20 protein-coding genes are annotated in these 21,762 nt (G+C 73.7%); 11 read left to right on the forward strand and 9 right to left on the reverse strand.

Annotated features, from left to right (window positions below):
- Nucleotides 1–216: 216 nt before the first annotated feature.
- The gene (locus QMQ26_RS05965) at nt 217–1,101 is read left to right on the forward strand and encodes a peptidoglycan-binding domain-containing protein (RefSeq protein WP_282205011.1); all 885 of its coding nucleotides are present in this window, start codon (nt 217–219) and stop codon (nt 1,099–1,101) included.
- A gap of 182 nt (nt 1,102–1,283) precedes the next feature.
- Nucleotides 1,284–2,090, forward strand: a complete 807-nt coding sequence (locus QMQ26_RS05970) for a CHAP domain-containing protein (RefSeq protein WP_282205012.1) — start codon at nt 1,284–1,286, stop codon at nt 2,088–2,090.
- 214 nt (nt 2,091–2,304) lie between these two features.
- On the opposite strand, the gene QMQ26_RS05975 is transcribed toward QMQ26_RS05970, so the two are convergent.
- Nucleotides 2,305–5,757 carry a carbohydrate binding domain-containing protein gene (locus QMQ26_RS05975; protein WP_282205013.1) on the reverse strand — a complete coding sequence of 1,151 codons (3,453 nt, stop codon included), beginning with the start codon at nt 5,755–5,757 and terminating at the stop codon, nt 2,305–2,307.
- Nucleotides 5,758–5,989: 232 nt separating this feature from the next.
- The gene (locus QMQ26_RS05980) at nt 5,990–7,294 is read right to left on the reverse strand and encodes an MFS transporter (RefSeq protein WP_282205014.1); all 1,305 of its coding nucleotides are present in this window, start codon (nt 7,292–7,294) and stop codon (nt 5,990–5,992) included.
- A 26-nt stretch (nt 7,295–7,320) separates the two neighbouring features.
- Between QMQ26_RS05980 and QMQ26_RS05985 the strand changes: the two genes are divergently transcribed.
- The 4 genes from QMQ26_RS05985 (at nt 7,321) to QMQ26_RS06000 (ending at nt 10,476) form a co-directional block, all read left to right on the forward strand.
- Nucleotides 7,321–7,794: a hemerythrin domain-containing protein gene (locus QMQ26_RS05985; protein ID WP_282205015.1), complete on the forward strand. Its 474-nt coding sequence runs from the start codon at nt 7,321–7,323 to the stop codon at nt 7,792–7,794.
- 180 nt (nt 7,795–7,974) lie between these two features.
- Entirely contained in the window at nt 7,975–8,283 is a 309-nt protein-coding gene (locus tag QMQ26_RS05990; protein WP_282205016.1) for a hypothetical protein, read from the forward strand.
- Nucleotides 8,259–9,920: an alpha/beta hydrolase gene (locus QMQ26_RS05995; RefSeq protein WP_282205017.1), complete on the forward strand. Its 1,662-nt coding sequence runs from the start codon at nt 8,259–8,261 to the stop codon at nt 9,918–9,920. The genes QMQ26_RS05990 and QMQ26_RS05995 overlap by 25 nt, the downstream gene beginning before the upstream one ends.
- Nucleotides 9,921–10,032: 112 nt before the next feature.
- The gene (locus tag QMQ26_RS06000) at nt 10,033–10,476 is read left to right on the forward strand and encodes a hypothetical protein (RefSeq protein ID WP_282205018.1); all 444 of its coding nucleotides are present in this window, start codon (nt 10,033–10,035) and stop codon (nt 10,474–10,476) included.
- Between the two features lie 15 nt (nt 10,477–10,491).
- Here QMQ26_RS06000 and QMQ26_RS06005 read toward each other — a convergent pair whose 3' ends face one another.
- Nucleotides 10,492–11,712, reverse strand: a complete 1,221-nt coding sequence (locus QMQ26_RS06005) for a PucR family transcriptional regulator (protein ID WP_100835181.1) — start codon at nt 11,710–11,712, stop codon at nt 10,492–10,494.
- A gap of 326 nt (nt 11,713–12,038) precedes the next feature.
- Between QMQ26_RS06005 and QMQ26_RS06010 the strand changes: the two genes are divergently transcribed.
- Complete coding sequence (locus QMQ26_RS06010) at nt 12,039–12,506, forward strand: SsgA family sporulation/cell division regulator (RefSeq protein ID WP_199847074.1); 468 nt, start codon at nt 12,039–12,041, stop codon at nt 12,504–12,506.
- A 43-nt stretch (nt 12,507–12,549) separates the two neighbouring features.
- Here QMQ26_RS06010 and QMQ26_RS06015 read toward each other — a convergent pair whose 3' ends face one another.
- The 5 genes from QMQ26_RS06015 to QMQ26_RS06035 form a co-directional block, all read right to left on the reverse strand.
- A complete protein-coding gene (locus QMQ26_RS06015; RefSeq protein WP_100835183.1) occupies nt 12,550–13,416 on the reverse strand; it encodes an ABC transporter permease in 867 nt (288 codons plus the stop codon).
- Entirely contained in the window at nt 13,376–14,233 is an 858-nt protein-coding gene (locus QMQ26_RS06020) for an ATP-binding cassette domain-containing protein (RefSeq protein ID WP_282205019.1), read from the reverse strand. The genes QMQ26_RS06015 and QMQ26_RS06020 overlap by 41 nt, the downstream gene beginning before the upstream one ends.
- The gene (locus QMQ26_RS06025; RefSeq protein ID WP_282206439.1) at nt 14,230–14,718 is read right to left on the reverse strand and encodes a MarR family winged helix-turn-helix transcriptional regulator; all 489 of its coding nucleotides are present in this window, start codon (nt 14,716–14,718) and stop codon (nt 14,230–14,232) included. The genes QMQ26_RS06020 and QMQ26_RS06025 overlap by 4 nt, the downstream gene beginning before the upstream one ends.
- Nucleotides 14,719–14,975: 257 nt before the next feature.
- On the reverse strand, nt 14,976–15,788 hold the full coding sequence (locus tag QMQ26_RS06030; RefSeq protein WP_282205020.1) for a hypothetical protein: 813 nt from the start codon (nt 15,786–15,788) through the stop codon (nt 14,976–14,978).
- Nucleotides 15,789–15,910: 122 nt separating this feature from the next.
- A complete protein-coding gene (locus QMQ26_RS06035) occupies nt 15,911–16,900 on the reverse strand; it encodes a transglycosylase SLT domain-containing protein (RefSeq protein ID WP_282205021.1) in 990 nt (329 codons plus the stop codon).
- A 301-nt stretch (nt 16,901–17,201) separates the two neighbouring features.
- On the opposite strand from QMQ26_RS06035, the gene QMQ26_RS06040 reads away from it, so the two are divergent.
- A complete protein-coding gene (locus QMQ26_RS06040) occupies nt 17,202–17,471 on the forward strand; it encodes a GlsB/YeaQ/YmgE family stress response membrane protein (protein WP_100835188.1) in 270 nt (89 codons plus the stop codon).
- Between the two features lie 117 nt (nt 17,472–17,588).
- On the opposite strand, the gene QMQ26_RS06045 is transcribed toward QMQ26_RS06040, so the two are convergent.
- Nucleotides 17,589–18,932: a hypothetical protein gene (locus QMQ26_RS06045; RefSeq protein WP_282205022.1), complete on the reverse strand. Its 1,344-nt coding sequence runs from the start codon at nt 18,930–18,932 to the stop codon at nt 17,589–17,591.
- A 356-nt stretch (nt 18,933–19,288) separates the two neighbouring features.
- On the opposite strand from QMQ26_RS06045, the gene QMQ26_RS06050 reads away from it, so the two are divergent.
- The 3 genes from QMQ26_RS06050 (at nt 19,289) to thpR (ending at nt 21,744) form a co-directional block, all read left to right on the forward strand.
- Nucleotides 19,289–19,972, forward strand: coding sequence for a hypothetical protein (locus QMQ26_RS06050; protein WP_282205023.1), 684 nt, complete (start codon nt 19,289–19,291; stop codon nt 19,970–19,972).
- 275 nt (nt 19,973–20,247) lie between these two features.
- Nucleotides 20,248–21,099, forward strand: coding sequence for a fumarylacetoacetate hydrolase family protein (locus QMQ26_RS06055; protein ID WP_282205024.1), 852 nt, complete (start codon nt 20,248–20,250; stop codon nt 21,097–21,099).
- Nucleotides 21,100–21,141: 42 nt separating this feature from the next.
- A complete protein-coding gene (gene thpR, locus QMQ26_RS06060; protein ID WP_282205025.1) occupies nt 21,142–21,744 on the forward strand; it encodes an RNA 2',3'-cyclic phosphodiesterase in 603 nt (200 codons plus the stop codon).
- Nucleotides 21,745–21,762 lie beyond the last annotated feature (18 nt).

Raw genomic sequence — 21,762 nt, forward strand, 5'->3', positions numbered from 1 at the left:
GCGACGACCGTGACGGCCGTGACGACCGTGACGGCCGTGACAGCCGCGACGGCCGCACCGGCCGGCCGCACCGACCGGCGGTGCCGCTGAGCGCCGCTCCGGCCGGGAGCTCCTTCGACTGAACCCCCGCCCGCCCGCTGCCCGCTGCCCGACACCGGGACGGGAGCGGGGCCGGGGTCGAGATCCAACCTCCACCGAACCAGAAGGAACCCTCGCATGGCATCCGCCATCAAGACCCGCAAGACCGCCGTCCGACTGCTCACGGCCGCCGCCGTCCTGAGCGGCCTGGTGCTGAGCGCCGCCCAGGCCAACGCGGCGACCCCGCCGCCCCGTACCGAGGCGGCGGCGGCCACCGCACTGCCGACGGTGAACATGGAGGCCACCGTGCTGGCCGCCCAGATCGACCCCCGGCGCGCCGACAACACGCTGACCCCGGGCGCCAAGGACTCGGTCCTGGCCGTCGAGCGGGCCCTGCAGGCCCGCGGCCTCCTCGACGCCAAGTGGGTGGACGGCTACTTCGGCACCACCACCATCGCCGCCTACGCCGCCTACCAGCGCTCCCTCGGCTACACCGGCCTGGCCGCCAACGGGCTGCCCGGCACCACCTCCCTCACCTCGCTCGGGCAGGGCCGGTACACCGTCACCCAGCAGATCGGCCCCGGCGCCCACGTGCAGCGGAACGGCTACACCATCGACACCCGCACCCAGAACATGCTCACCGAGGCCGAACGCCTCCTGGGCTACAAGCTCACCCTGGACCAGGGCTCCTACAACCCCGGCGGCGACCCGACCTCGGCCGGCACCCACGACGGCGGCGGTGTCGTGGACATCAACGTCGACGGCATGACCAGCGCCACCCGCACCGCCGTCGCCAAGGCCCTGCGCCAGGTCGGGTTCGCCGCCTGGGTCCGCAACCCCAACCAGGGCGACTGGCCGTGGCACATCCACGCCGCCGCGATCAACGACACCGACCTGTCCACCCAGGCCCAGAACCAGACCGGTGACTACTACCTCGGCCTCAACGGCCTGGCCAACCACGGCGCCGACGACGGCCCCCACGTCCCGATCCAGACCTGGGAGGAGTACCAGCGCACGCACTGACCGCGCGGTACCTCCCGAGCACGACCCACGCACGGCCCGAGGCACGGCCCGAGCACGACCGGGGCACGGCCCGAGCACGACCGAAGCACGACCGAAGCACGACCCAGGCACGACCCGATCGCCCGTCAGCACCCGTTGACGGCACGTCACCGAGAGAGAAGACCGTGAAGAACATACGCAACATGATCACCGTCGCCGGCACCGCCCTGGCGCTGGCCGTCCCGCTGATCGCCACCACCTCCGCGCCCGCCTTCGCCGCGTCCCGCGACGGAGTTTGCAGCTCCGGCGAGTTCTGCTACTACTACAACAGCGACGAGGCGGGCTCGGTCTCCGACTTCACCGGCTCCCTCAGCAACTACGGCGACACCCAGCCGGACTGCTACGAGTTCAAGGGGTCCGGCGCCGGCCAGGGCATCTGCGTCAAGAACAACGCCGCCTCGGTGTGGAACCGCAGCAGCCAGACCGTCCGCGTCTACTACAACAGCGGCTACGCCGGCTCCTACCAGGACTTCGCCCCCGGAGCCAAGGGCAACCTCAACTCCACCCTGAAGAACAACGACGCCTCCCACAAGTTCCTCAGCAGCTCCAGCAACGACAACGAGAGCCCCACCAACGACTTCGACGGCGGCACCCGCGGCTTCGCCGCCAAGAACTGCACCGCCTTCGCGGCCTTCCGCATCGCGGACCGCCTCGGCATCCCGAACTTCAGCAACTCCTACGGCGGCACCACCTGGGGCAACGCCAGCACCTGGGACGACGCCGCCCGCCGCCTCGGCATCACCGTCAACAGCACCCCGGCCGTCGGCGCCATCGCCGTGAACGACACCCACGGGGTCTACGGCCACGTCGCCTACGTCAACGCGGTGTACTCCGACGGCTCCTTCGACGTGGAGGAGTACAACTGGAACAACCCGCTCGCCTACGGCACCCGCAGCCACCTCAAGGTCAGCAGCGCGGAGTCGTCCTTCCAGCACATGATCCACTTCTAAACCGCCACCGACCGGCCCCCGGCAGCGCCGGGCCGATCAGCTGAGCGCGCGGTCCACGGCGGTGTGACGAACCCCGCCGGAGCCGCAGCGGTACGCACGGCACGTACGGCACGTACGGCACGTACGGCACGTCTCGAAGCCCCGTCGGGCAGGTGACCCCTCCAGGTCGCCTCCGCCCGGCGGGGCTTCGACGTGCTGCCGTGGTGCCGGTGCGCTACTTCAGGTACGGGCCGTCGGTGCCGACCTTGCCCGGGGCGGCGTTCCTGCCGCCCAGGTCGAGGACGTAGACCCGCAGGTTGCCCTGGCCGGGGGCGGCGACGGACAGGGTGCCGTCGGTGACGGTGCGGACGGCCCCGGAGACGGCGTCCCGGTACGTGCCGTCGGGGACGCCGGTGAAGGTGGCGGCGTCGGTGACGGTGACCAGGGCGAAGGAGTCGACCCCGGCGGCGGCGTCGGTGTAGCGGCGCTTGAAGGACATGCCGCCGGTGACGCCCTCGGTGGAGTACTGCCCCATCTGCAGGGCGGGGATCGCCCGGCGGATCTGGTTGAGCCGCTGCACCTGCTTGACCAGTGGCTGCTGGAGCGTGGCGGCGACGGCACCGCTCGCGCCGGAGACGACGGAGAAGTCGGGGGCGGTGACGCTGCCCTCGACGTGGTCGCCGTAGTACGCGCGGCCGGTGCCGGCGAGCGGGCAGGACGGGCCGCAGTCGATCTGCTTCCCGGCCTGGAACTCGATCTCGGAGCCGTAGTACAGGGTGGGGATGCCGCGGAAGGTCCACATCAGCGCCATGTTCTCGGCCCAGGCGTCGGTGCCGCCGGTGTAGCGGACGCCGGACTTGTTGGGCCCGTAGTCGTGGCTGTCGACGTAGACCACGTTGTAGGTGGCGTCGTTGGTGGAGTCGTCGGAGTCCTTGCCGTTGTTGTACGCGTTGTGCGCGTCGCCGAAGTTCATGTGCATCCGCATGTCGATGATGTTCATGCCGGAGAACTTCGAGTGGTCGGGCGCGTGGTAGGCGTTGCCGTCCAGGAAGGCGTTGGCGGACGTCGGCTGGTTGCCGGTGCCGAGCTGCTCCTCGTAGGCGTACTGGTCGAGCGCGGCCTGGGCGTCGTCGGCGGTGTAGTCCTTGCGCTCCTTCCAGGTGTAGAACTGCGCGGAGTGGTTGACCGAGCCGCGGTTCCACTTGTCGTTGACGAACGCGGCGACCTCGCCGAAGACGAAGAAGTTCTGCGCCTTGGCCGGCCCCCAGTCCCGGGTGACGCGCTGCTGGATGGCGGGCAGGAAGCGCCGGTTCCAGGTGACGCGCGGGACGTGCACGGCGGTGTCGACCCGGAAGCCGTCCACGCCCATGTCGATGTACTTGTCGTAGGCGCCGATCAGGTAGTTCTGGACGTCGGCGTCCTCGGTGTTGAAGTCGGCCAGATCGTCGGCCAGCCAGCAGGAGCGCGAGTCCTCGCCCTCCCAATTTCCTATCCAGCAGGCGTGGTAGTACTTGGACGGGAACATGCCCGAAGTCGGGCTCGGCCACTGGCAGTTGTAGATGGTGTAGCCCTCGGGGCTCCTGTACTGGGTCGGGGTGCCCCAGCCGACGCAGGTCTGGCCGCTGGGCTGGGTGGTCGACCACAGGTCGCCGTTGTAGTACGACTTGCCGCTCTTCGGCTCGACGGTCAGGCCGTCGTACTCGAAGCCGGGCTGCTTCTCGTCGTAGTACCAGGACCACTGCGCGTCCCGGACGCCGTACACGGTGGGCACGTACAGGCCCTTGGCGCCCCAGCGGGAGCTGTGGTTGTAGACCACGTCCTGGTAGACCTTGATGCCCTTGGCGTGGGCGGCGTTGATCAGGTCCTGGTAGGAGGCCCCGGCCGACTCCAGCCGCGGGTCGACCCGGTAGAAGTCGTAGCCGTGGTAACCGTGGTAGTCGTAGTCGGAGCGGTTCAGCACCACCGGGGTGATCCAGATCGCCGAGAAGCCCAGGCCCTTGACGTAGTCGAGCTTCTGCACCAGCCCCTTGAAGTCGCCGCGGAACATCGGGTCGCCGTTGGCCGCGTTGCCGGACTTCACGTCCTGGTTGCCGCCCCGGTCGTTGGACGGGTCGCCGTCGTAGAAGCGGGCGGTGAGCACGAAGTAGATCGGGTCCTTGCGTGGGTCGGTGCCGATCATCTCCCCGGGCCGGGCGGCCGGCGGGGCCTCCCCGGTGGTGGCGACCGCGGCGGCGGAGGCGGCGGAGACGTTCCCGGCCGCGTCCAGCGCCTTGACGGTGTAGGTGTAGACGGTGCGCGGCTCCAGGCCGCTGTCCGCGTACACCGTCGAGCCGACGTTGATCACCGAGGTGCCCTTGGTGCCGCCGCTGCGGGTGACCCGGTAGCCCGTCACACCCACATTGTCGGTGGCCGGTTCCCAGGTCAGCACGACGGAGGTGTCGGTCGCGGCGGCCGCCACGCCGCTCGGCGCGCTCGGCGCGGTGGTGTCGGGGACGACGGCCGCGCACGGGTCAGCGGCGTTCGCGGTGACCTTGCCGTTCTGCACGGTGCTGACGCCCGACGGGAGGACGTAGTTGACGCCGTTGTTGTTGTCCCAGGTGCCGTTGCCGTTGTTGAACGTCGCCGCCAGGGTGGCCGCGCCGCTCAGGTCGACGGTGCGCCGGTACCAGCCGGGGCAGGCGGGCGTCATCCCGACACCCGGCACCGCCGTCCACGCCCCGCCCGCCGGGGCGTAGTGCAGGTTGACGATGCTCCAGCCGACCACGGCGGTCGAGTAGAACACGGTGGCGCTCTTCCCGGCGGGCGGGCTGCTGCTCGCGGACGGGGACGGGGACGCGGACGCGGACGGGCTGGCGGAGGTGCTGGTGGACGGGCTCGGACTCGGACTCGTGGTCCCGGCGGAGCACGGCGCGGTGCTGCCGACGACGCCGTCCTTGACCGTCACCACGCCCGTCCCGAGGGCGTAGTTCCTGCCGCCGTTGTTGTCCCAACTGCCGGAGCCGTCGGTGAACGTCGCCTGCAACCCGGTGGCACTGCCCAGGTCGACGGTCCTCTTCACCCAGTCCGTGCAGGCCGCCTCCATCGCCACGCCCGGCACGATGGTCCACGTCCCGCCGTCGGGGGCGTAGTGCAGGTGGTAGGCCGACCAGTTGCGGGACTTGGTGGAGTAGTAGACGGTCGTGCTCGCGCCGGTGCCGCCCTGACGGCTCGGGCTCGGGCTCGGGGTCGAACTCGGCGTGCCGGTACCGCCGTTGTCGGTGCCGCACGGGTCGCTGTGGGCGATCACGCCGTCCTTGACGACCACGGTGCCGGTGCCCAGGGCGTAGTTCTTGCCGCCGTTGCTGTCCCAGGTACCGGAGCCGTCGGTGAACGTCGCCTGCAACCCGGTGGCACCGCCCAGATCGACGGTCCTCTTCACCCAGTCCGTGCAGGCCGCCTCCATCGCCACACCCGGCACGGTGGTCCAGGCCCCGCCGTCGGGGGCCCAGTGCAGCTTGTACGCAGACCAGTTGGTGGTCCTGGTGTAGTAGAAGACGGTGGTGGTGTTGCCACCGACCGCCGCAGTGCCGGCCGCCGCGCTCGCGGCGGCGCCGAGTGGGGCCGTGGACAGCAGACCGGCGGTGAGCGCCGCTACCGCGGTGAGGACGACGGCGATGGGGCGCCGTCGGTGCCGTGCTCGTCTGGTCAAGGGAGTGTCCCTCGTACGGGGCCGCAGGCGGTGGGGAACTGCCTCGCGGCAGGAGGTGGGTGGGGGAACTTGCGCAAGAACCTGCAAGAACTTCCAGGAGGTTACTGAGACATGACCGGCCTGTAAAGACTCCTTGACCTCCCCCGCTGCCGGGCATTCCGCCAGGAATCCACCCCACTCGCCGAAAAGACTTTCCGCAAACACCAGTCGGCACAGCAGAACTGACGCTTCGTCAACTTGCCACAATCGGAAGCCCCTTTGGCTCCCGCAGCGCGCGGGTGGTGGCCACCGCCACTGCCACCGCGCCGGTGAGCGCCGCGCAGCCGAGCAGCGCGGCCCGGACGCCGACCGCACCCGCGAGCGCGCCCCAGATGGGGTTGGCCGCGGTGAGGGTCGCGCTCTGGACGAGCGCGAGCAGCGCCTGCACCCGCCCGAGGTGGGTCGCGGGCGCACCGGCCAGCACGAGCGGGCCCAGGTGGCAGGCGAAGACGCTGGAACCGGCCCCGACCAGCACCGCGGCCGCCCCGGCCCAGGCCGGGGCGGGGGCCAGGGCGAGCGCGGCGGTGCCGAGAGCGGCGATCCCCAGCCCGAGGACGACGCCGCACCCGGCCCGGCGGAGCACCCCGTACCGGGCGGCGGCCAGCGAGACGCCCAGCACACCGAGCGCCTGTCCCCCGGCCGACAGCCCCACGGCACCCGCTCCCCAGGCATGCGCCCGGACCAGCAGCGGTCCGAGCAGCCCGACCACCGGCAGCACCCCGGCCGCCGCGACCGCCGCCACCGGCAGCGCGACCCGCAGCGTCCGGTCCCGCCGCACCACTCGCAGGCCGTCCGCCAGTCCCGCCACCAGACCGCCCCCGCTCCGTCCGCTCTCCTCCCCCGCCCGTAGCCTCAGCGTCACCGCGAGGACCGCGAGGAAGGTCACCGCGTCGGCGACCGCCGCCCCCGCAAGGCCGACGCCCCCGACCAGCAGCGCGCCGACCGGGGCACCGAGCAGCACCGCCACCTGGCCCCCGGCCTGACGCAGCGCCAGTGCCCGGGACAGCTGGGCGGGGACGACCAGCAGTCGCGGCAGCGCACCGCTCGCGGGGAGCTGGAAGGCGTCGACGGTGCCGATCAGCAGCACGAACCCGATCAGCGTCCACCGGCCGCCACCCGCCGTCCGGTCCACCACCGCCAGCGCCAGGACGACGACCACCATCGCCGCGTCCGCGAGCAGCGCCACCCGCCGGGGCCCGTACCGGTCGACCACCGCCCCGCCGAGCAGCAACAGGACGGTGCGCGGCACGGTGACCGCGGCCAGTACCAGCCCGGCGGCCGACCCGCCGTAGCCGGCACCGGCCCAGCCGAGGGCGGTGGCGAGGGCGGCGTCCCCGACGGCGGAGACCCGGGTGCCCGTGAGCCACCACAGGTACGCCCGGGCAGCCCGGCGGCATCGGTATCGGTATCGGCAGTGCTGGTTCCCATGGCGGCCGACGCTAGGAACCTCGACCCACTCGAAGGCAAACCCCGCCCCCGCGTGCCGTCGGTCCACCACCGGGGTCGGGCCTCCACACTGGCGGGATGTGCCACTACTGCGGGTGCCGCGAGATCCCGCTGATCAAGGACTTCATCCGGGAGCACGAGGCGGCCACCGACCTGACCGGGGAGATCGCCCGCCTACTGGAGTCGGACGACCCGATCTCGGCGGGAGCACTGCTGGCACCGCTGGCCGCCGAACTCGCCGCGCACTGGCGGGGCGAGGAGGACGGCCTGTTCCGAGTGATGCGCGCGGACCCGGAGTTCACGGCGTACATCGACGCCCTGGAGACCGAGCACCGCGCCCTCGCGGACCTCCTCGCCATCACCGACCTCGCCCGCCCCGCCGACCGTTCCGCCCTGCTGACCGCCTTCGCCGAGCTGCACGCCCACATCGCCAAGGAGGAGGACGGGCTCTTCCCCGCCTCCCTGATCGCCCTGACCGCCGCCGACTGGAACACCTCGATGGCCGCCTGGCAGGCCGCCCACCCCGACCGCCGCCCCTCCCCACCGGGCTGACCCGCCCTCGCGGGCACCCGGCGCGACGCCCCCGGACAGCGGGTCCGGTGGTGCGGTGCCGGACCTCGGCGCCCGGCGCACCACCCCGGCGCGCGTCAACCTGCCGAGTATCCATGCGGATACGCAGTGTCACTACGTGCCCGTATGATCTCTGCCGGTGGCACCGTCCAGGGGAGATCAGTGAGCGAGCAGATCAGCGTGGACCCGGCCGAGTTGAGGGCTTCGGCCGCCGCCTCGCGGAGCATCGGGGAGGAGTTGCGGCAGCCGGTCGCCGTGGCGACCGGTGCCAGCCGGGCGACCGGCGGGGAGTTGGCGGGGTGGTCGGTGGGCGCGGAGTTGCAGCGTCTCGCGAACGGGTGGGCGCCGCCGCTCGGCGGGCTGGCGGAGCGGCTGGCCGCCACGGCCGCCGCCCTGGAGGCCAGTGCGCAGGGGCACGAGTGGAACGACGACCGGATCGCCGGGACGTGGCGGAAGCCGGGGGCGCGGTGAGCGGCGACTTCGCGCTGCTGCGGCGTTTCGACCCCGGCGGACTCCGGGACGCGGCCGAGGGCTGGCGTCGGCTGTCCGCTGCGGCGGAGGACGCCAACGGCCGGCACCGGCACCGGGTCAACGGGCCGCTGCGGGCGCACTGGCAGGGCAGGGACGCGGACAGCGCGTTCTTCACGATGGAGTCCACCGAGCAGGAGCTGGAGGTCGTCCGGGTGGAGGCCGAGTCGGTGGCACTGGTGCTGGACACCGTCGCCGACCGGATGGACCAGGCCAGGACGAACCTGTCGAACGCGCTCCGGCGGGCCGACGAGTGGAACCTCCCGGTGGCCGACGACGGCACGGTCGGCCTCCCGCCGCAGGCCGCGGCGGACCGCCACGACCCGGACGCCCGCGACGAGCGGCAACGCCGGACCCTGCTGCGCGCGCAGCTCCAGGGCCGTATCGACACCGCACTCGCCACCGCCCGCGAGGCCAGTGACCAGGGCGCCCGCGCGCTCGGACGGCTCGGCGCGGACATCCTCACCCAGCCCCGGGTGTTCGGGGCCGCGGGCGAGTCGGCGCAGGACGTCCGGGACGTCGCCGCGGACCTCGGCCTCGCCGCCCCGTACCTCCCGGCGAACGAGGACCCCGCACGGGCCGCCCGGTGGTGGCGGTCGCTGACGCCCGAACAGCAGCAGCGTCTCCTCGCCCTGCACCCCGAGGAGATCGGCCGCCTCGACGGCCTCCCCGCCACCGTCCGGGACCGGGCCAACCGCCTCGTCCTGGAGCAGCGGCTCGACGCCCTGAAGGCCGGCGACGCCAGGGGCTCGGGGCTGACGGCCGACGAGTACGGCCGGCGCGAGACCGCCCTCCGCGTACTGAAGGAGACGCTCGACCGGCGGGACGGATCGGACGAGCAGCACCGCCTGTTCCTGCTGAGCCTGGACCCCCGGGGCGACGGCAGGGCCATCGTGTCCACCGGCGATCCGGACACCGCCGACCACACCGCCGTCCTGGTGCCCGGCACCGGCACGACCGTCGAGGAGATGCCCGGTCAGATCGAGCGCATCGGCAGGTTGCAGGACGCGGCGCGAGGAGAACTCACGGACACGGGGCAGAAGGTCGCGGTGGTGTCCTGGCTCGGCTACGACGCGCCCGAGGTGAGCGGCAGCGTCCTCACCCGCGGCCGTGCCGAGGCCGGCGCCGAGGACATGCGTCGCTTCACCGACGGCCTCCGGGTCGCTCAGGGCGACCACCGCAGCCACCTGACCGTCATCGGCCACAGCTACGGCACCACCGCCGTCGGGGCCGCCGCAGCAGGCGGTCAGGGACTACAGGCGGACGACATCGTCGCCATCGCCAGCCCCGGCATGTCCACCGACAGCGCCTCCGACCTCCACATCGATCCCGACCACTTCTGGGCCGGGACCGCGGCCGACGACAACATCGACCTGGCCACCGGCCTGACCCTCGGCCCCGACCCGGCCCTCGGTGCCTTCGGCGGGAACACCCTCGCCATCGACACCTCCGGCCACAGCGGCTACTGGGACCTCCACAGCGAGAGCCTGGCCAACCAAGGGAAGATCATCGTCGGCCGGCCGCCGAACACCGTCGACAACCACCGGGGCGAGCCCGATGCACTCGTGCCCGGTCTCTGAGGCCCGAGTGTCGTCCGAGAGACCTCCGATGAACCGATCGAGCAGCCCCTCCAGGCGTCGCACCCTGGCAGGCGTCGCCGCCCTGTCCCTGTCACTCCTCCTGGGAGGCTGCGTGAACAGCCCCGATCCGAACGAGCCGCTGCCCGTCCTAGCCAAGAGCGACGCCGAAACCTGGGCGCAGCACCTGACCCGGTACCTGGCCCAGACCGCCGGCGTCACCCTGACCGCGGAGAGTGCCACGCCCTACTTCAGCACCTGTGAGGGCAGGAACGGCGAAGTCGCGGACGACGGCCGCTACACCCTCGCCTACCACGTGGCGAGCACCACTCCCCGGGCGCAGCACCCCGATGCCGTCCGCAGGATCAGGGCCGCCCTCGAGAAGGAGGGCTTCACCGTCACCGGCTACCGCGAAGCATGGGAGAACCAGCCCGACGTGCTCCTGTACGCCAGGCACGCCGAAGGCCGCTACTTCGTCGACGTCAGCACCGGCGTCAACACCGACCGGCTCACCTTCACCGTCAACACCCGCTGCCTCATGCCGCCTCCCGCCCCCTGACCGTCGTGCACCGGGTCACTCCAGGGGGTCGCGGACCACCTCGGGGAGGTGGAGGACGGCCTGGAGGGCGATGTAGAGCTCGGCGGAGTCGAGGCGGCGTTCGGTGGAGCGGCCGGAGAGCTGTTCGATGCGGCGCAGGCGGTAGCGGACGGTGTTGGGGTGGCAGTGGAGGAGTTTGGCGGCCTTGTCGGCGGAGCCGTCGACGGCGAACCAGGTGGAGAGGGTGGTGAGGAGTTGGTCGCGCTGGCCGTCGGGGAGTTCCGTGACGTGGCCGAGCACCTGGTTGCCGATCCGGGAGGCGGTGGAGGGGGCGCTGGCGACCAGCATGGGGAGCGGGTTGGCGTCGAAGAGGGTGACCGTCTCGTCGGGGCGGGCGGAGCTGGCGAGGGCGACCTGGGCGAGGTGGAGGGCTTGCGGGGTCTGGTCGAGGCGGGTGTAGCAGGGGCTGACGCCGGCCCGGCGGACGGTCTGGCTGCGCAGGGTGTCGACCAGCAGGTCGATCGCGGCGGCGGCGCGCATCGAGACGATGCCGATGTGGGCGTCGGGGGTGAGCCGCCAGGCGGAGCCCATGTCGTGGGCGCGCAGGGTGGGTTCGATGTCGGGGAGGGCCTGCCGGGCGAGACCGGGGGCGTGGGCGACGACCACGGCGAAGGTGCCGTCGTACGGGAGGGTGAGCATGTCGGCGGCTTCCAGGACGGAGCCGGGGTTGCCCATGCCGCCGCGCAGCACCACGTCGACGAGGGCGGAGCGCTCCTGGTCGCGGCGGACCATCAGCAGGGCGGTGGTCTCGTTGAAGGCGTTCATCATGGCGGTGGTCGACTCCTCGTTGAACCGCCAGACGTCGGTGGCCATCTGCACCAACTCCTCGTTGGTGGCGAGGCCGTGGCGCTGCGACTCGGCGGCCATGGTCTCCCAGAGGTGGGCGAAGCCGACCCGGAACGCGGACTGCACGGTGGCCGACGGGACGCCCTGCTCGGCGCGCAGCCGTCCGGTGCGGCGGGGGGCCTCCAGGCTGAGGCCGTCCTCGTGGGCGAGCCGGCGCAGGGTGAACTCGATGTTGCTGCGGACGGATTCGGCGAGGTCCCCGGCGGGCAGTGGTCCGGCGCTGCGGTAGACGGTCATGGCGCCGCGAATCCGGCGGACCGTCTCCTCGGTGAGCGCGGTGAGTCGGTTCAGCAGGTGGCCGGCCAGTCGCGCGGCCGAGTCGGGCGGCGCGTCGGTGAGTCGGGTGCCCATGCGGTGAGCCTAGGCGGCGCGCGGTGGCGCGCGGTGGCGCGTCCGGTGGGTGCGGGGGGCGCGCCGGGCGGCCGGGTGCGGCGTGGGGTGCCGGGACGGGCGGCGGCCGGACGGGCGTTCCCCGGGTGAGGGCGGGGGCGGGTGTTGACGCGGTGTCAGGCCGTTGGCGGAGCGTTTTGTCGCGGCCCACAGGCCGGGCCGGGCCGCGGCTGTCCGTCCGGACAGCGTTGGTGCCGGCGGGGCCCGGGGTGCGCCGGGCGGCTCTAGTGTGCTGCCCAGACCGGACCGGACCCGCCGGGCCGGACCGAGTGGAGAAGGCACCCGTGATGGAGAGCCCCGCCGAACTGCGCCTCGACCTGGTGATGGACCTGCTGCTGTCGCCGGAGGCGGCCTTCCCGGTTCCGGCGCGGTTGGTGTACCGCACCGACGACCCGTACGCGGTGCACGTCGCCTTCCACGTGGACTCGGCGCAGCCGATCGGCTGGTTCTTCGCCCGGGACCTGCTGGCGCAGGGGCTGCTGCGGCCCACCGGGCTGGGCGACGTACGGGTCTGGCCGGCCTCGGTGGACGGGCGGCGGACGGTCACCCTGATGCTCTGCTCCCCGGAGGGCGACGCCTTCCTCCAGGCCCCCGCCGCCCGGGTGGCGGCCTGGGTGCGGCACACGCTGCACCTGGTCCCGCCGGGCGGGGCGGCCGAGCGCGACCGGGTGGACCGGGCGCTGGACGCCCTGTTCGCGGCGAACGCGGCGAACAGGGCGGGCGGCGCGGGCGGGGCGTTCGAGCCCGGCTGCTGAGGCCGGGCCGCGGGCGGTGCCGACGGCCCTCGGCGGGCAGCGCTCAGCGGGCCAGCCGCCCCAGCAGTGCGGAGGCCGCGGTGATGCCGGCGCCGGTGGCCAGGGCGAGTACGCCGAAGTCGAGGGCGAGGTGGGACGGGGTGCCGATGAGCAGGCCGCGCAGGGCGTCGACCTGGTAGCTGAGCGGGTTGGCCCGGCTGACGGCCTGGAGCCAGCCGGGCATCAGGTCGACGGGGTAGAGCGCGTTGGAGCCGAAGAACAGCGGCATGGTGATGGCCTGTCCGATGCCCATCAACCGGTCGCGGGTGAGCACGATGCCCGCGATGGTCATCGACAGGCAGGAGAAGAAGGCCGAGCCGAGCACCACCGCGACCGCGACGCCCAGCAGCCGCAGCGGGTTGGCGGTCATGCCGACGCCGAGCACCGCGGCCAGCACCACCACCACGGCGGCCTGGATCACCGCCTTCACCCCGGCGGCGAACGCCTTGCCGGTGACCAGCGCGGCCCGCGGCGTCGGGGTGACCAGCAGTTTGGTGAGCACCCCGGAGTCCCGCTCCCAGATGATCATGATGCCGTAGAAGATCGCGATGAACATCGCGGACTGCGCGATGATGCCGGGCGCCAGGTAGTCCAGGTACGGGATGCCGCCGGTCGGGATCGCCTTCAGCCGGGTGAAGGTCTCCCCGAAGATCAGCAGCCACAGGGCGGGCTGGACCGCCCGGGTGTACAGCTCGGTGCGGTCGTGCCGCAGCTTCTGCAGCTCGACGGTGCACATCGCGACGACCCGGGCCGGGACCACCCGCCAGCCCGTGCGGGCCTTCGGCGGTACCAGCAGCAGGCCCAACTCGGGCCCGGCGGACGGACGTTGCTCAGCCGACTCGGCTTGCGGTGCGGCGGGTGCGGCGGACATCCGAGAACTCCCCTTCCTTGGCGTCGTCGGTCAGCGCACGCCCGGAGAAGTGCCGGAACACGTCGTCCAGGGTGGGCGCCTGCTGGGCCGGGTCCTCGGCCCGGACCCGGGCCTTGAGCTCCTCGGGGGTGCCGAGCGCGCGAATCCGGCCGCGGTCCATCAGGGCGATCCGGTCGCAGTGCCGGTCCGCCTCGTCCATGTAGTGGGTGGTGACCAGCACCGTCATGCCGGTGGCGCGGCGGACCGCCTCCACCCGCTCCCAGACCCCGGCCCGGGCGATCGGGTCCAGTCCGATGGTGGGCTCGTCCAGCACCAGCAGCCGGGGCGCGCTGACCAGGGCCTGGGCCAGTTCGAGCCGGCGCACCATGCCGCCGGAGTAGGTGCCGGCCATCCGGTCGGCGGCCTCGGTCAGGTCGACGGCGGCCAGCGCCTGGGCGACCCGTTCGGCGCGCTCGGCGCGGGAGACGTCGAAGACCCGGGCGAACAGGGCGACGTTCTCCCGCCCGGTCAGCCCGGCGTCCGCGGACAGCGCCTGCGGGACGTAGCCGAGCAGGCGCCGCACCCCGGTGCGTTCGGCGGCGCAGTCGTGGCCGAACACCCGCACCATGCCGCGGGACGTCGGCAGCAGGGTGGTGATCGCCCGGATCGTGGTGGTCTTGCCCGCGCCGTTCGGCCCGAGCAGCCCGAACACCTCGCCGGGGCGCACCGTCAGGTCGACGCCGTCCACCGCCCGGGTGGCCGGGCCCTTCCCCCGGCCGTGGTGGAAGCTGTACACCAACTCCCGGCACTCGACGGCCGGTCGGTCCTGTTCGCTCATGCCTCCGCACTCCCCTCTCCGGCCGCCCTGGCCCGCAGGCCGGCCGCGACCGCGCGCAGGGCGGGCACCGCGGCCGCCAGGGCCGCCCGCTCCGCCCCGTCGAGTTCCGCCACCACTTCGCCGACCAGTTCGGCCCGCCGGACCCGCCAGGCGGCCAGCCGCTCGACCGCCTCGTCGGTGACGTACAGCAGCGCCGCCCGCCGGTCCGCCGGGTCGGTCTCGCGGCGCAGCAGGCCCTGTCCGACCAGCTGGTTGACCAGCGTGGACACCGAGTTGCCCGCCAGGAACAGCTCCTCGGCCGCCTCCGAGACCCGTGTCCCGGGCGTGTCCGCCACCAGGCGCAGCAGTTCGACCTGGGCGCCGCGCAGCCGCGGCACGGCCAGCCCCGCCCGCAGCTGGCGGCGGATCAGCCGCTGGATGCCGACCAGGAGGACGGAGAGCTCCTCCGCCTCCGCCGCCGTTCCGGCCTCGGCACCGTTCGGCACCGCCCGTCCACCGGGTTCCGGGCCCTTCGCCAGGTGTTCGCTCACCCTTCGATTTTAGCTCTGAATGAGAGGTATCGGTCGAGGGGTGTCCGGTAAAGAGTTCCGCAAGCTTCCGGGAGCGCCGCGCCGGAACGCCGCACCGGAGCACCGCGCCGAAAAGCCGTCGGGCCGGAACGCCGTCGGGCCGGGCCGCGTTGCGCGCGCGGACCGGCCCGGCGGGAGGGGTGGAACGGGCGGGGTGTGGGACGGGAGCGGGCTCAGCAGTCGTCGAACGCGGTGCACACCGCGCCGCCCAGCGGGTTCAGCACCGCGTCGTCGGAGCCCCCGGACCAGGCGGTCTTCGGGTGGCCGCCCTTGGGCAGCTGGGCGTGCAGGGTCAGTTCGGCGAGCGAGCCGTCCTTCGCCGTCAGGTACTCGCGCACCTCGGTGCTGCCGCCGCCCGACTGTGGCACCGTCAGGGTGGCGGCCACCGACGCCCCGTCCTCGACGGTGACCTTGACGGTGGCGCCCGGCACGGTGGAGGCGCAGCCCTTCAGCCCCTCCGTGACGCCGGTGAGCAGGGCGTACGCGCTCTGCGCCGCGGCGCTGCTCTTCGCGGACGAGCCGAAGCTGGCGATCGTCTCGTCGGCCGACCAGTCCCCGGCGGCACCGCCCAGTGCGGCGGTCTCCACGATCGGCACCTCGGCGAAGGAGTCGTCGCGCGGGATCTTGCAGAGTTCCTCGATCCGCAGCCTGCCCTTCTCGCCGAGCACCTTCGCCGGGCCCGCCTTCCAGTGCAGCGCGGAGTTCAGCGGCACGGACTTCGGGTCGATCCACACCCCGGCGGGCAGCCGTCCGGCCTTCCCGGGGGTGGCCTCGGGCGCGGCCGGGGTCTTGGACGCGGCCGGGGACTTGGCGCCGTCGGCGGACGGCGCGGCGGAGGCGGTCGTGGCGGTGGCGCTGGACGCGGTGCCGGGCGCGGCGGAGGCGGCGGAGTCACCGGTGTCGGTGCCCTCCGGGTCGCACGCCGACAGGACGGCGACGGCGGACAGGCAGGCCACCGTGGCGGCGGCGAGGCGGAGCGAACGCACGGATGTATCCCTGGGGAGTTCGAGGACGGTGGAGAGAGGAGCGGGAACGGGGAACGGGCCCGGCCGGGACGGGGCGCGGCGGCCGCCCCCGGGCGGGAACGGCCGTCCCGGCGGGGGCCCGGTCAGTAGCCCTGCGGCTTGTGGTGCGGGTTGGCCTGCGGCACCTTGCTCGCCAGGTCGTGCCCGTCCGGCGCGACCTTGTACCTGCTGCGGATGTACGTCATGGACGCCGCGACGTTGGCCACCGGGTCGTAGATGTCGGTGGAGGTGCCCTTGACGTGGTTGGCCGCGAAGGTGCTCGGGATGCACTGCCAGCCGCCGCGCGAGCAGTTCGCGGGCTTGCCGTCGCCGACGATGGCGCCGTGGGCGTTGCTGTCCCAGGCGTTGATCTGCGAGCCGGGCGCGTTGTACGAGGACTCCCGGGAGGCGATGGTCAGCATGCCCTCGGTCCAGGCGGCGCGGGCCTTCGGGTCGGTGACGCCCATCGCGTCCAGGGCCTGGGAGATGTACTCGCGGCAGGCGGCCTCGCCGCTCCGGTACTTGCCGGCGCCCTGGTAGCCGACCTGGCTGACCTTGATCGCGCCCTCGTGGGAGACCGTCGGCGCGGGGTCCTCGCCGTGACCGCCGTGACCGCCGTGACCGCCATGGCCGCCGTGACCGCCGGTGGGCTTCTTCGGGCTGGTGGGCATCGGCTTCTTCGGTCCGGTGGGCCCGGTCTCGTGCGTGCCGCCGTGGCCGCCGACGGGCTTCTTCGGGTCGGCCGGCTTCCCCGGATGGCCGCCCTGGCCGGGCTTCCGGACGCCCTCGCGGGCGCGCCGCTCGGCGTCCGCGTACTGCTTGACGATGACGCCGATCTTGTTGACGTCGCTGCCGAGGTTCTTGGTGAGCTTGTTCTTGGTGGCTTCCAGGGCCGCGACCTGCCGCTCGATCGCGCCGACCCGTTCACGCACCTGGGCGACCACCGCGCCGAACCCGATCACGCCGCCGAGGGCGCCCGCCGCGAGGTCGGTGGTGACGGCCCTGGCCATCACGCCCTTGATCCGGCCGGTCCGCTGGGACAGTTCGCCCATCCGCTGCTGGATCGCCTGGAAGTCCTGCTGAATCCGCGCCAATTCGCCCGGTTCGTAACCGAAACCCGCTGCCATTCCGTGTCCCCCCGTAGGACCTGACCTGACGTCTGCTGAGGTCGTTTATCCCATCACATCGCGTCGTGACGCAATCACCGGACCCTCCGGTTCGGCCACCGCGCATACCCTTTGCCCGGGTTTTGCAAACCCGCCGAACGGGTGTCCGTCGAGATGCCCGGGCTCCCCCGGCACGCGATCATGGCTGGTGCGGACCGTCCCGTCGGCGGGCCCGTGTACGGCTCACCGCCGTCGACCGCCGGCGCCCGACCGGAAAGGCTGGGTCTCGATGTTCCAACTCCTCTGGATTCTGTTGATCGGTTTCGTGCTGGGCGTGCTGGCCAAGCTGATCCTGCGTGGACCGCAGTCCATCCCGTGGTGGCTGACCATGCTGCTCGGTGCGGCCGGCGCACTGCTCGGAAACCTGGTGGCCGGCTGGATCGGCGTCCGGCACACCGGCGGCATCGACTGGATCAGGCACCTGCTCCAGATCGGTTTCGCCGTCGTCCTGGTGGCCTTCGTCGCCCCGGCCTGGAGCAAGTCCCGCTCGGGCAGGTAGCCCCCGCGGTCCACGGCCGACCCACCCACTGCCCGCCCGGCTCCCTGCCGGGCGGGCAGTGGCGTGCCGGGGGGCCCTTCGGGGACCGGACGGCGCGGCGGGCGACGCAGCGGCCGGTCAGGCGAAGCGGGAGCTGCGCACCGGCCCGGCCGAGCGGATTCGGTCCCGGCTGCCGGTCGCCCAGGTGGCGGCGGCGCGGGCCGCGAAGCCCGCCAGCGCCGCGTCCGGGTCGGGCGGGGTCGCCCCGTCGCCCGGGTCGGGCTCGGCGGAGGCGGCCAGGATCTCCCGGGCCAGCTCCTCGGCCGGGCGCTCGTCGGCCGGGGACGAGGTGACATCGCCGTCCTCGTCCACCACCGTCCGCGGCTCCCAGGGCGCGACGATCCGCTGCACCAGCAGGCCGCAGACGTCCGCCGACACCGCGGGGGTGTCCGTCCAGCAGGTGGCGTGCTCGTACAGCAGCTCGCCCGGGGCCCGCTCGTGCAGCGCGGCGAGCACCTCCCCGTCCAGCTCGTTCAGGTCGTACGCCACCACCAGCGTGTCCGGCGTGCCCGGCCGGTACGGGGCGGCGGGCAGGCCCAGCAGCTCGGCCGCGGCCAGGCCGAGCGCCCGGCTGCCCCGGTCGGGCAGCAGCGCGACGGCGGCGGGGCGGCGGCCGGTGGCGTCCAGCACGACGCGCAGCCGCTCCAGGCCGAGCCGACAGTCGTCCCAGCCGCCCTGGAAGTACGCCCAGCGGCCGGTCATCCCGGCGTCGTGGCCGTACGGGGAGAGGGTGGCGAGCAGGCCGCCGGTGAGCACGTGGTGCCAGCCGCGCAGGTCGGCCGGGCCGGCCGGCGGGACGGCGGCGGCCCGGGCCAGGGTGCGGCCGATCCGGTCGGCGGCGGGGCGCCAGGTGTCGTCGGGCGCGGAGAGCTGCCCGAAGACCTCCCGGGCGAGGTCGAGGTCCCCGGCCATCAGCGCGTTGTGCACCAGCAGGTAGCGGTCGGGCCAGTCGCCGGTGACGTCCCGGTGCTCCCGGAGCAGCTCGACGGCCTCGTGGTGCCGCTCGCCGTCCTCCAGCGCGACGGCCAGCTCCAGCAGCACCTGCCGCGGGTTCACCGCCGGCCCGGCCGGGCGGGAACGGCCGAACAGCCGCCGCTTGGCCGTCTTGGCCTCCGGCTCGGTGGCGGCCTGCCGCGCGCCGCGCAGCGCCTGGCGCAGCGCGGGGACGGCGAACTCGGACAGGCCGTGCTCGATGCAGGCGTACCCGTACGCGTACAGCGCGGCGGGGCCGGACGGGTCGGCGGCCAGTTCGGCGGCGGCGCCCGCCAGGTCGCCGATCCCCACCAGTTCGGCCAACTGCCTGACCGCCGGGGCGAGTTCGGCGGCGCTCAGGCCGTCGGCGACGCTCCGCAGTTCCCGGACGGCGCCCTGCGGGTCGCCGGCGTCGAGCAGTTCGCGGGCCTTGGTGAGGTCGGCGTGCACGCAGTCTTCTCCTGGAGTTCGGGGGTTCGGGGGTGGTCCACGGGGCGCCTCGGCACCGGCCGGGGCGCGCACCCGCCCGATCATCGCTGCGGCGCGCCGCCCGGCCAAACGGTTTTCCACCCGGCGGCCCGGCGGCCCGGCGGCCCGGCACCGGTGCGCCCCGTCCCTCTCCGCTACGACCGGCCTGCCGGTCTGCCGGTGTGTCACCGTCCGGTCCCGATGCGGTCCGGAATCCGCGTCTTCGCCCCGGCGGCCCGACGGACGGCCGTAGCGTCCTGCCCCGTACCGCCGCACGGGGTCCCAGCCGCCCCGTCCGGTCGGCCGCTCCGCCACCACGCACCCGGGAGGAACCCGCCATGACCAGACGCCGGCCGCTCGCCGCCCGCACCCTGCTCGCCACCGCGGCACTGGCCGCGACGATCACCCTCGCCGCCTGCGACCCGGAGGGCACGGACGCCGACGCCGCCCCGCCCACGTCCACTTCGGCCTCCGCGTCGGCTTCGGCGTCGGCTTCGGCGTCGGCTTCGGCGTCGGCTTCGGCGTCGGCTTCAGCGTCGGCATCCGCGTCCGCGTCCGCGTCGGGTGGCAAGCGCGCCCTGACCGAGGCCGCCACGGCGGGCGGGCTGGCCCGGGCCACCGGGGACGCGCAGCTGAGCGACGTGCCGGTCGACCCGGGCGAGATGCGCGAGGGGATGACCCTGGTGGAGGCCAACTACCGTCAGACGAAGGGCAGTTCCGGGCGACCGGTGCTGTTCGCCGGGGTCGACAACGTGCCCGAGGACCCGAGCAAGCGCCGCGAACACCTGTGGCGCGGCCTGATCGACTACGCGCTCGGCGAGGGCTCCACCGGCAGCCCCGGCACCTCCGTCGCCTACCCGGCCGGCCCGCTCGGCGGCAACCTGGAGTGCTTCCCGCTCGGCGCCGACGCCCTGTGCGGCTGGGCGGACGCCTCCACCGCCGCCGTCGCGCTGTTCCCCGCCACCTCCCCGGCGGACGCCGCCGCACGGTTCGTCCGGATGCGCGCCGACCTCGAGCACTGAGAACGCCGACAACGCCGAGAAGACCGACCCGCCGGACCGACCCGGTAGGCCGTCGGCACCGGGTCCAGGATGTTCTACCAGCCCAAGCGCCTTTCCGGAGAACGGAGTTGCCCGCTCTTCGCCCGTAGCCGAGTTCACCGTCCGGCCGGACGTGCGCGCCGGTCGCCCCGGCGTCCGCCGGGAAGACGGGAAGGGAGGGCTCCTTGTCGTGGCCCGGGCCGGAAACCTAAGGTCGTCAGGCACCCCGTCCCCGCCCGCAGAGGAGTCCGTTCCCCATGAAGCTGCTGCGCATCGGCGCGCCCGGTGAAGAGGTGCCGGCCGTCCTGGACGCCGACGGCACCGCGTACTCGCTGGCCGGGCTGACCCGTGACATCGACGGGGCGTTCCTCGCGGGGGGCGGGGTCGAACGGGTGCGGGCGGCGCTCGCGGCGGGGTCGCTGCCGGTGGTGGAGAGTGCCGGGGTGCGGCGGGGGGCGCCGGTCGCGCGGCCCGGGAAGGTGGTCTGCGTCGGGCTCAACTACCGGGACCACGCGGAGGAGACCGGGGCGGCGATCCCGGCGCGGCCGGTGGTGTTCATGAAGGACCCGGCGACGGTCGTCGGCCCGGACGACGAGGTGCTGGTGCCGCGCGGCTCGACCCGGACGGACTACGAGGTGGAGCTGGCGATGGTGATCGGGCAGCGGGCCCGCTACCTCGCCGACCCGGCCGGGGCCGCCGCGTGCATCGCCGGGTACGCGGTCAGCAACGACGTCTCGGAGCGGGAGTTCCAGCTCGACTTCTCCCCGCAGTGGGACCTCGGCAAGTCCTGCGAGACCTTCAACCCGCTCGGCCCCTGGCTGGTGACCCCGGACGAGGTGCCCGACCCGCAGGCGCTCGGCCTGCGGCTGAGCGTCAACGGCGAGTCGCGGCAGGACGGCAGCACCGCGCGCATGATCTTCGATGTGCCGTACCTGGTCTGGTACTTGAGCCAGTACATGGTGCTCAACCCCGGCGACGTGATCAACACCGGCACGCCGGCCGGCGTCGCCCTCGGCCGCCCCGACAAGCCGTACCTGCGGGCGGGCGACGTGGTCGAGCTGTCCGTCGACGGCCTCGGCACCCAGCGCCAGACCCTCGCCGACGCCTGAACGGGCCGACGGTCGGCCGGGCCGGGGTGCTAGAAATCCCTGGTGGACGATCCTTCCGAGCCCCCGGCCCTGCGTGCCTTCGTGGCGCTCGCCCCGCCCGACGAGGCCAAGGACGAGCTGGCCCGGGCGCTGCGCCCCGCCTACGAGGCGTACCCCGGGCTGCGCTGGAACCGGATCGAGGACTGGCACATCACGCTGGCCTTCCTCGGTGAACTCCCGTCCAGCGCCGTCCCGTTGCTGCGTTCCGCGCTGTCCGGCGCCGCCGTCGGGCGGCCCGCGCTGCGGCTGGGGCTGCGCGGCGGGGGCCACTTCGACGGGCGGCTGCTGTGGAGCGGCGTCGACGGGGACCTGGCGGGGCTGCACCGGCTGGCCGAGGAGGTCCGGGGCCTGGTGCGCGCCCGGGGCATCGGCTTCCGGGAGCGCCCGCTGCACCCGCACCTGACGCTGGCCCGGGCCCGCCGCGACGACGCCGGCAGCGTCCCGGCGAGCGCCGCCGTGCTCGCCGGGTTCACCGGCCGGAGCTGGTGGACGGCGCGCCTGCACCTGGTCGGCAGCAACACCGCCCGCGGCCCCGGCCCGATCCACTACCGCGACATCGAGTCCTGGCCCTTCGCCGCCGTCGGCCGCCCCGACCGCACCGCCTGAGGCCGCGCCGCCCGAAAC

The organism is Kitasatospora fiedleri (genome assembly GCF_948472415.1).
In the GTDB taxonomy this organism is placed as follows: Bacteria; Actinomycetota; Actinomycetes; order Streptomycetales; family Streptomycetaceae; genus Kitasatospora; species Kitasatospora fiedleri.

What these genes read in the sequence shown, in the direction of transcription:
- QMQ26_RS06005 (WP_100835181.1), bottom strand. Translation starts at nt 11,712, where the DNA reads ATGGGCACCCGACTCACCGACGCGCCGCCCGACTCGGCCGCGCGACTG.
- QMQ26_RS05985 (WP_282205015.1), top strand. Translation starts at nt 7,321, where the DNA reads ATGTGCCACTACTGCGGGTGCCGCGAGATCCCGCTGATCAAGGACTTC.
- QMQ26_RS06015 (WP_100835183.1), bottom strand. Translation starts at nt 13,416, where the DNA reads ATGTCCGCCGCACCCGCCGCACCGCAAGCCGAGTCGGCTGAGCAACGT.
- QMQ26_RS06020 (WP_282205019.1), bottom strand. Translation starts at nt 14,233, where the DNA reads ATGAGCGAACAGGACCGACCGGCCGTCGAGTGCCGGGAGTTGGTGTAC.
- QMQ26_RS06055 (WP_282205024.1), top strand. Translation starts at nt 20,248, where the DNA reads ATGAAGCTGCTGCGCATCGGCGCGCCCGGTGAAGAGGTGCCGGCCGTC.
- QMQ26_RS06050 (WP_282205023.1), top strand. Translation starts at nt 19,289, where the DNA reads ATGACCAGACGCCGGCCGCTCGCCGCCCGCACCCTGCTCGCCACCGCG.
- QMQ26_RS06010 (WP_199847074.1), top strand. Translation starts at nt 12,039, where the DNA reads ATGGAGAGCCCCGCCGAACTGCGCCTCGACCTGGTGATGGACCTGCTG.
- QMQ26_RS05970 (WP_282205012.1), top strand. Translation starts at nt 1,284, where the DNA reads ATGATCACCGTCGCCGGCACCGCCCTGGCGCTGGCCGTCCCGCTGATC.
- QMQ26_RS06040 (WP_100835188.1), top strand. Translation starts at nt 17,202, where the DNA reads ATGTTCCAACTCCTCTGGATTCTGTTGATCGGTTTCGTGCTGGGCGTG.
- QMQ26_RS05965 (WP_282205011.1), top strand. Translation starts at nt 217, where the DNA reads ATGGCATCCGCCATCAAGACCCGCAAGACCGCCGTCCGACTGCTCACG.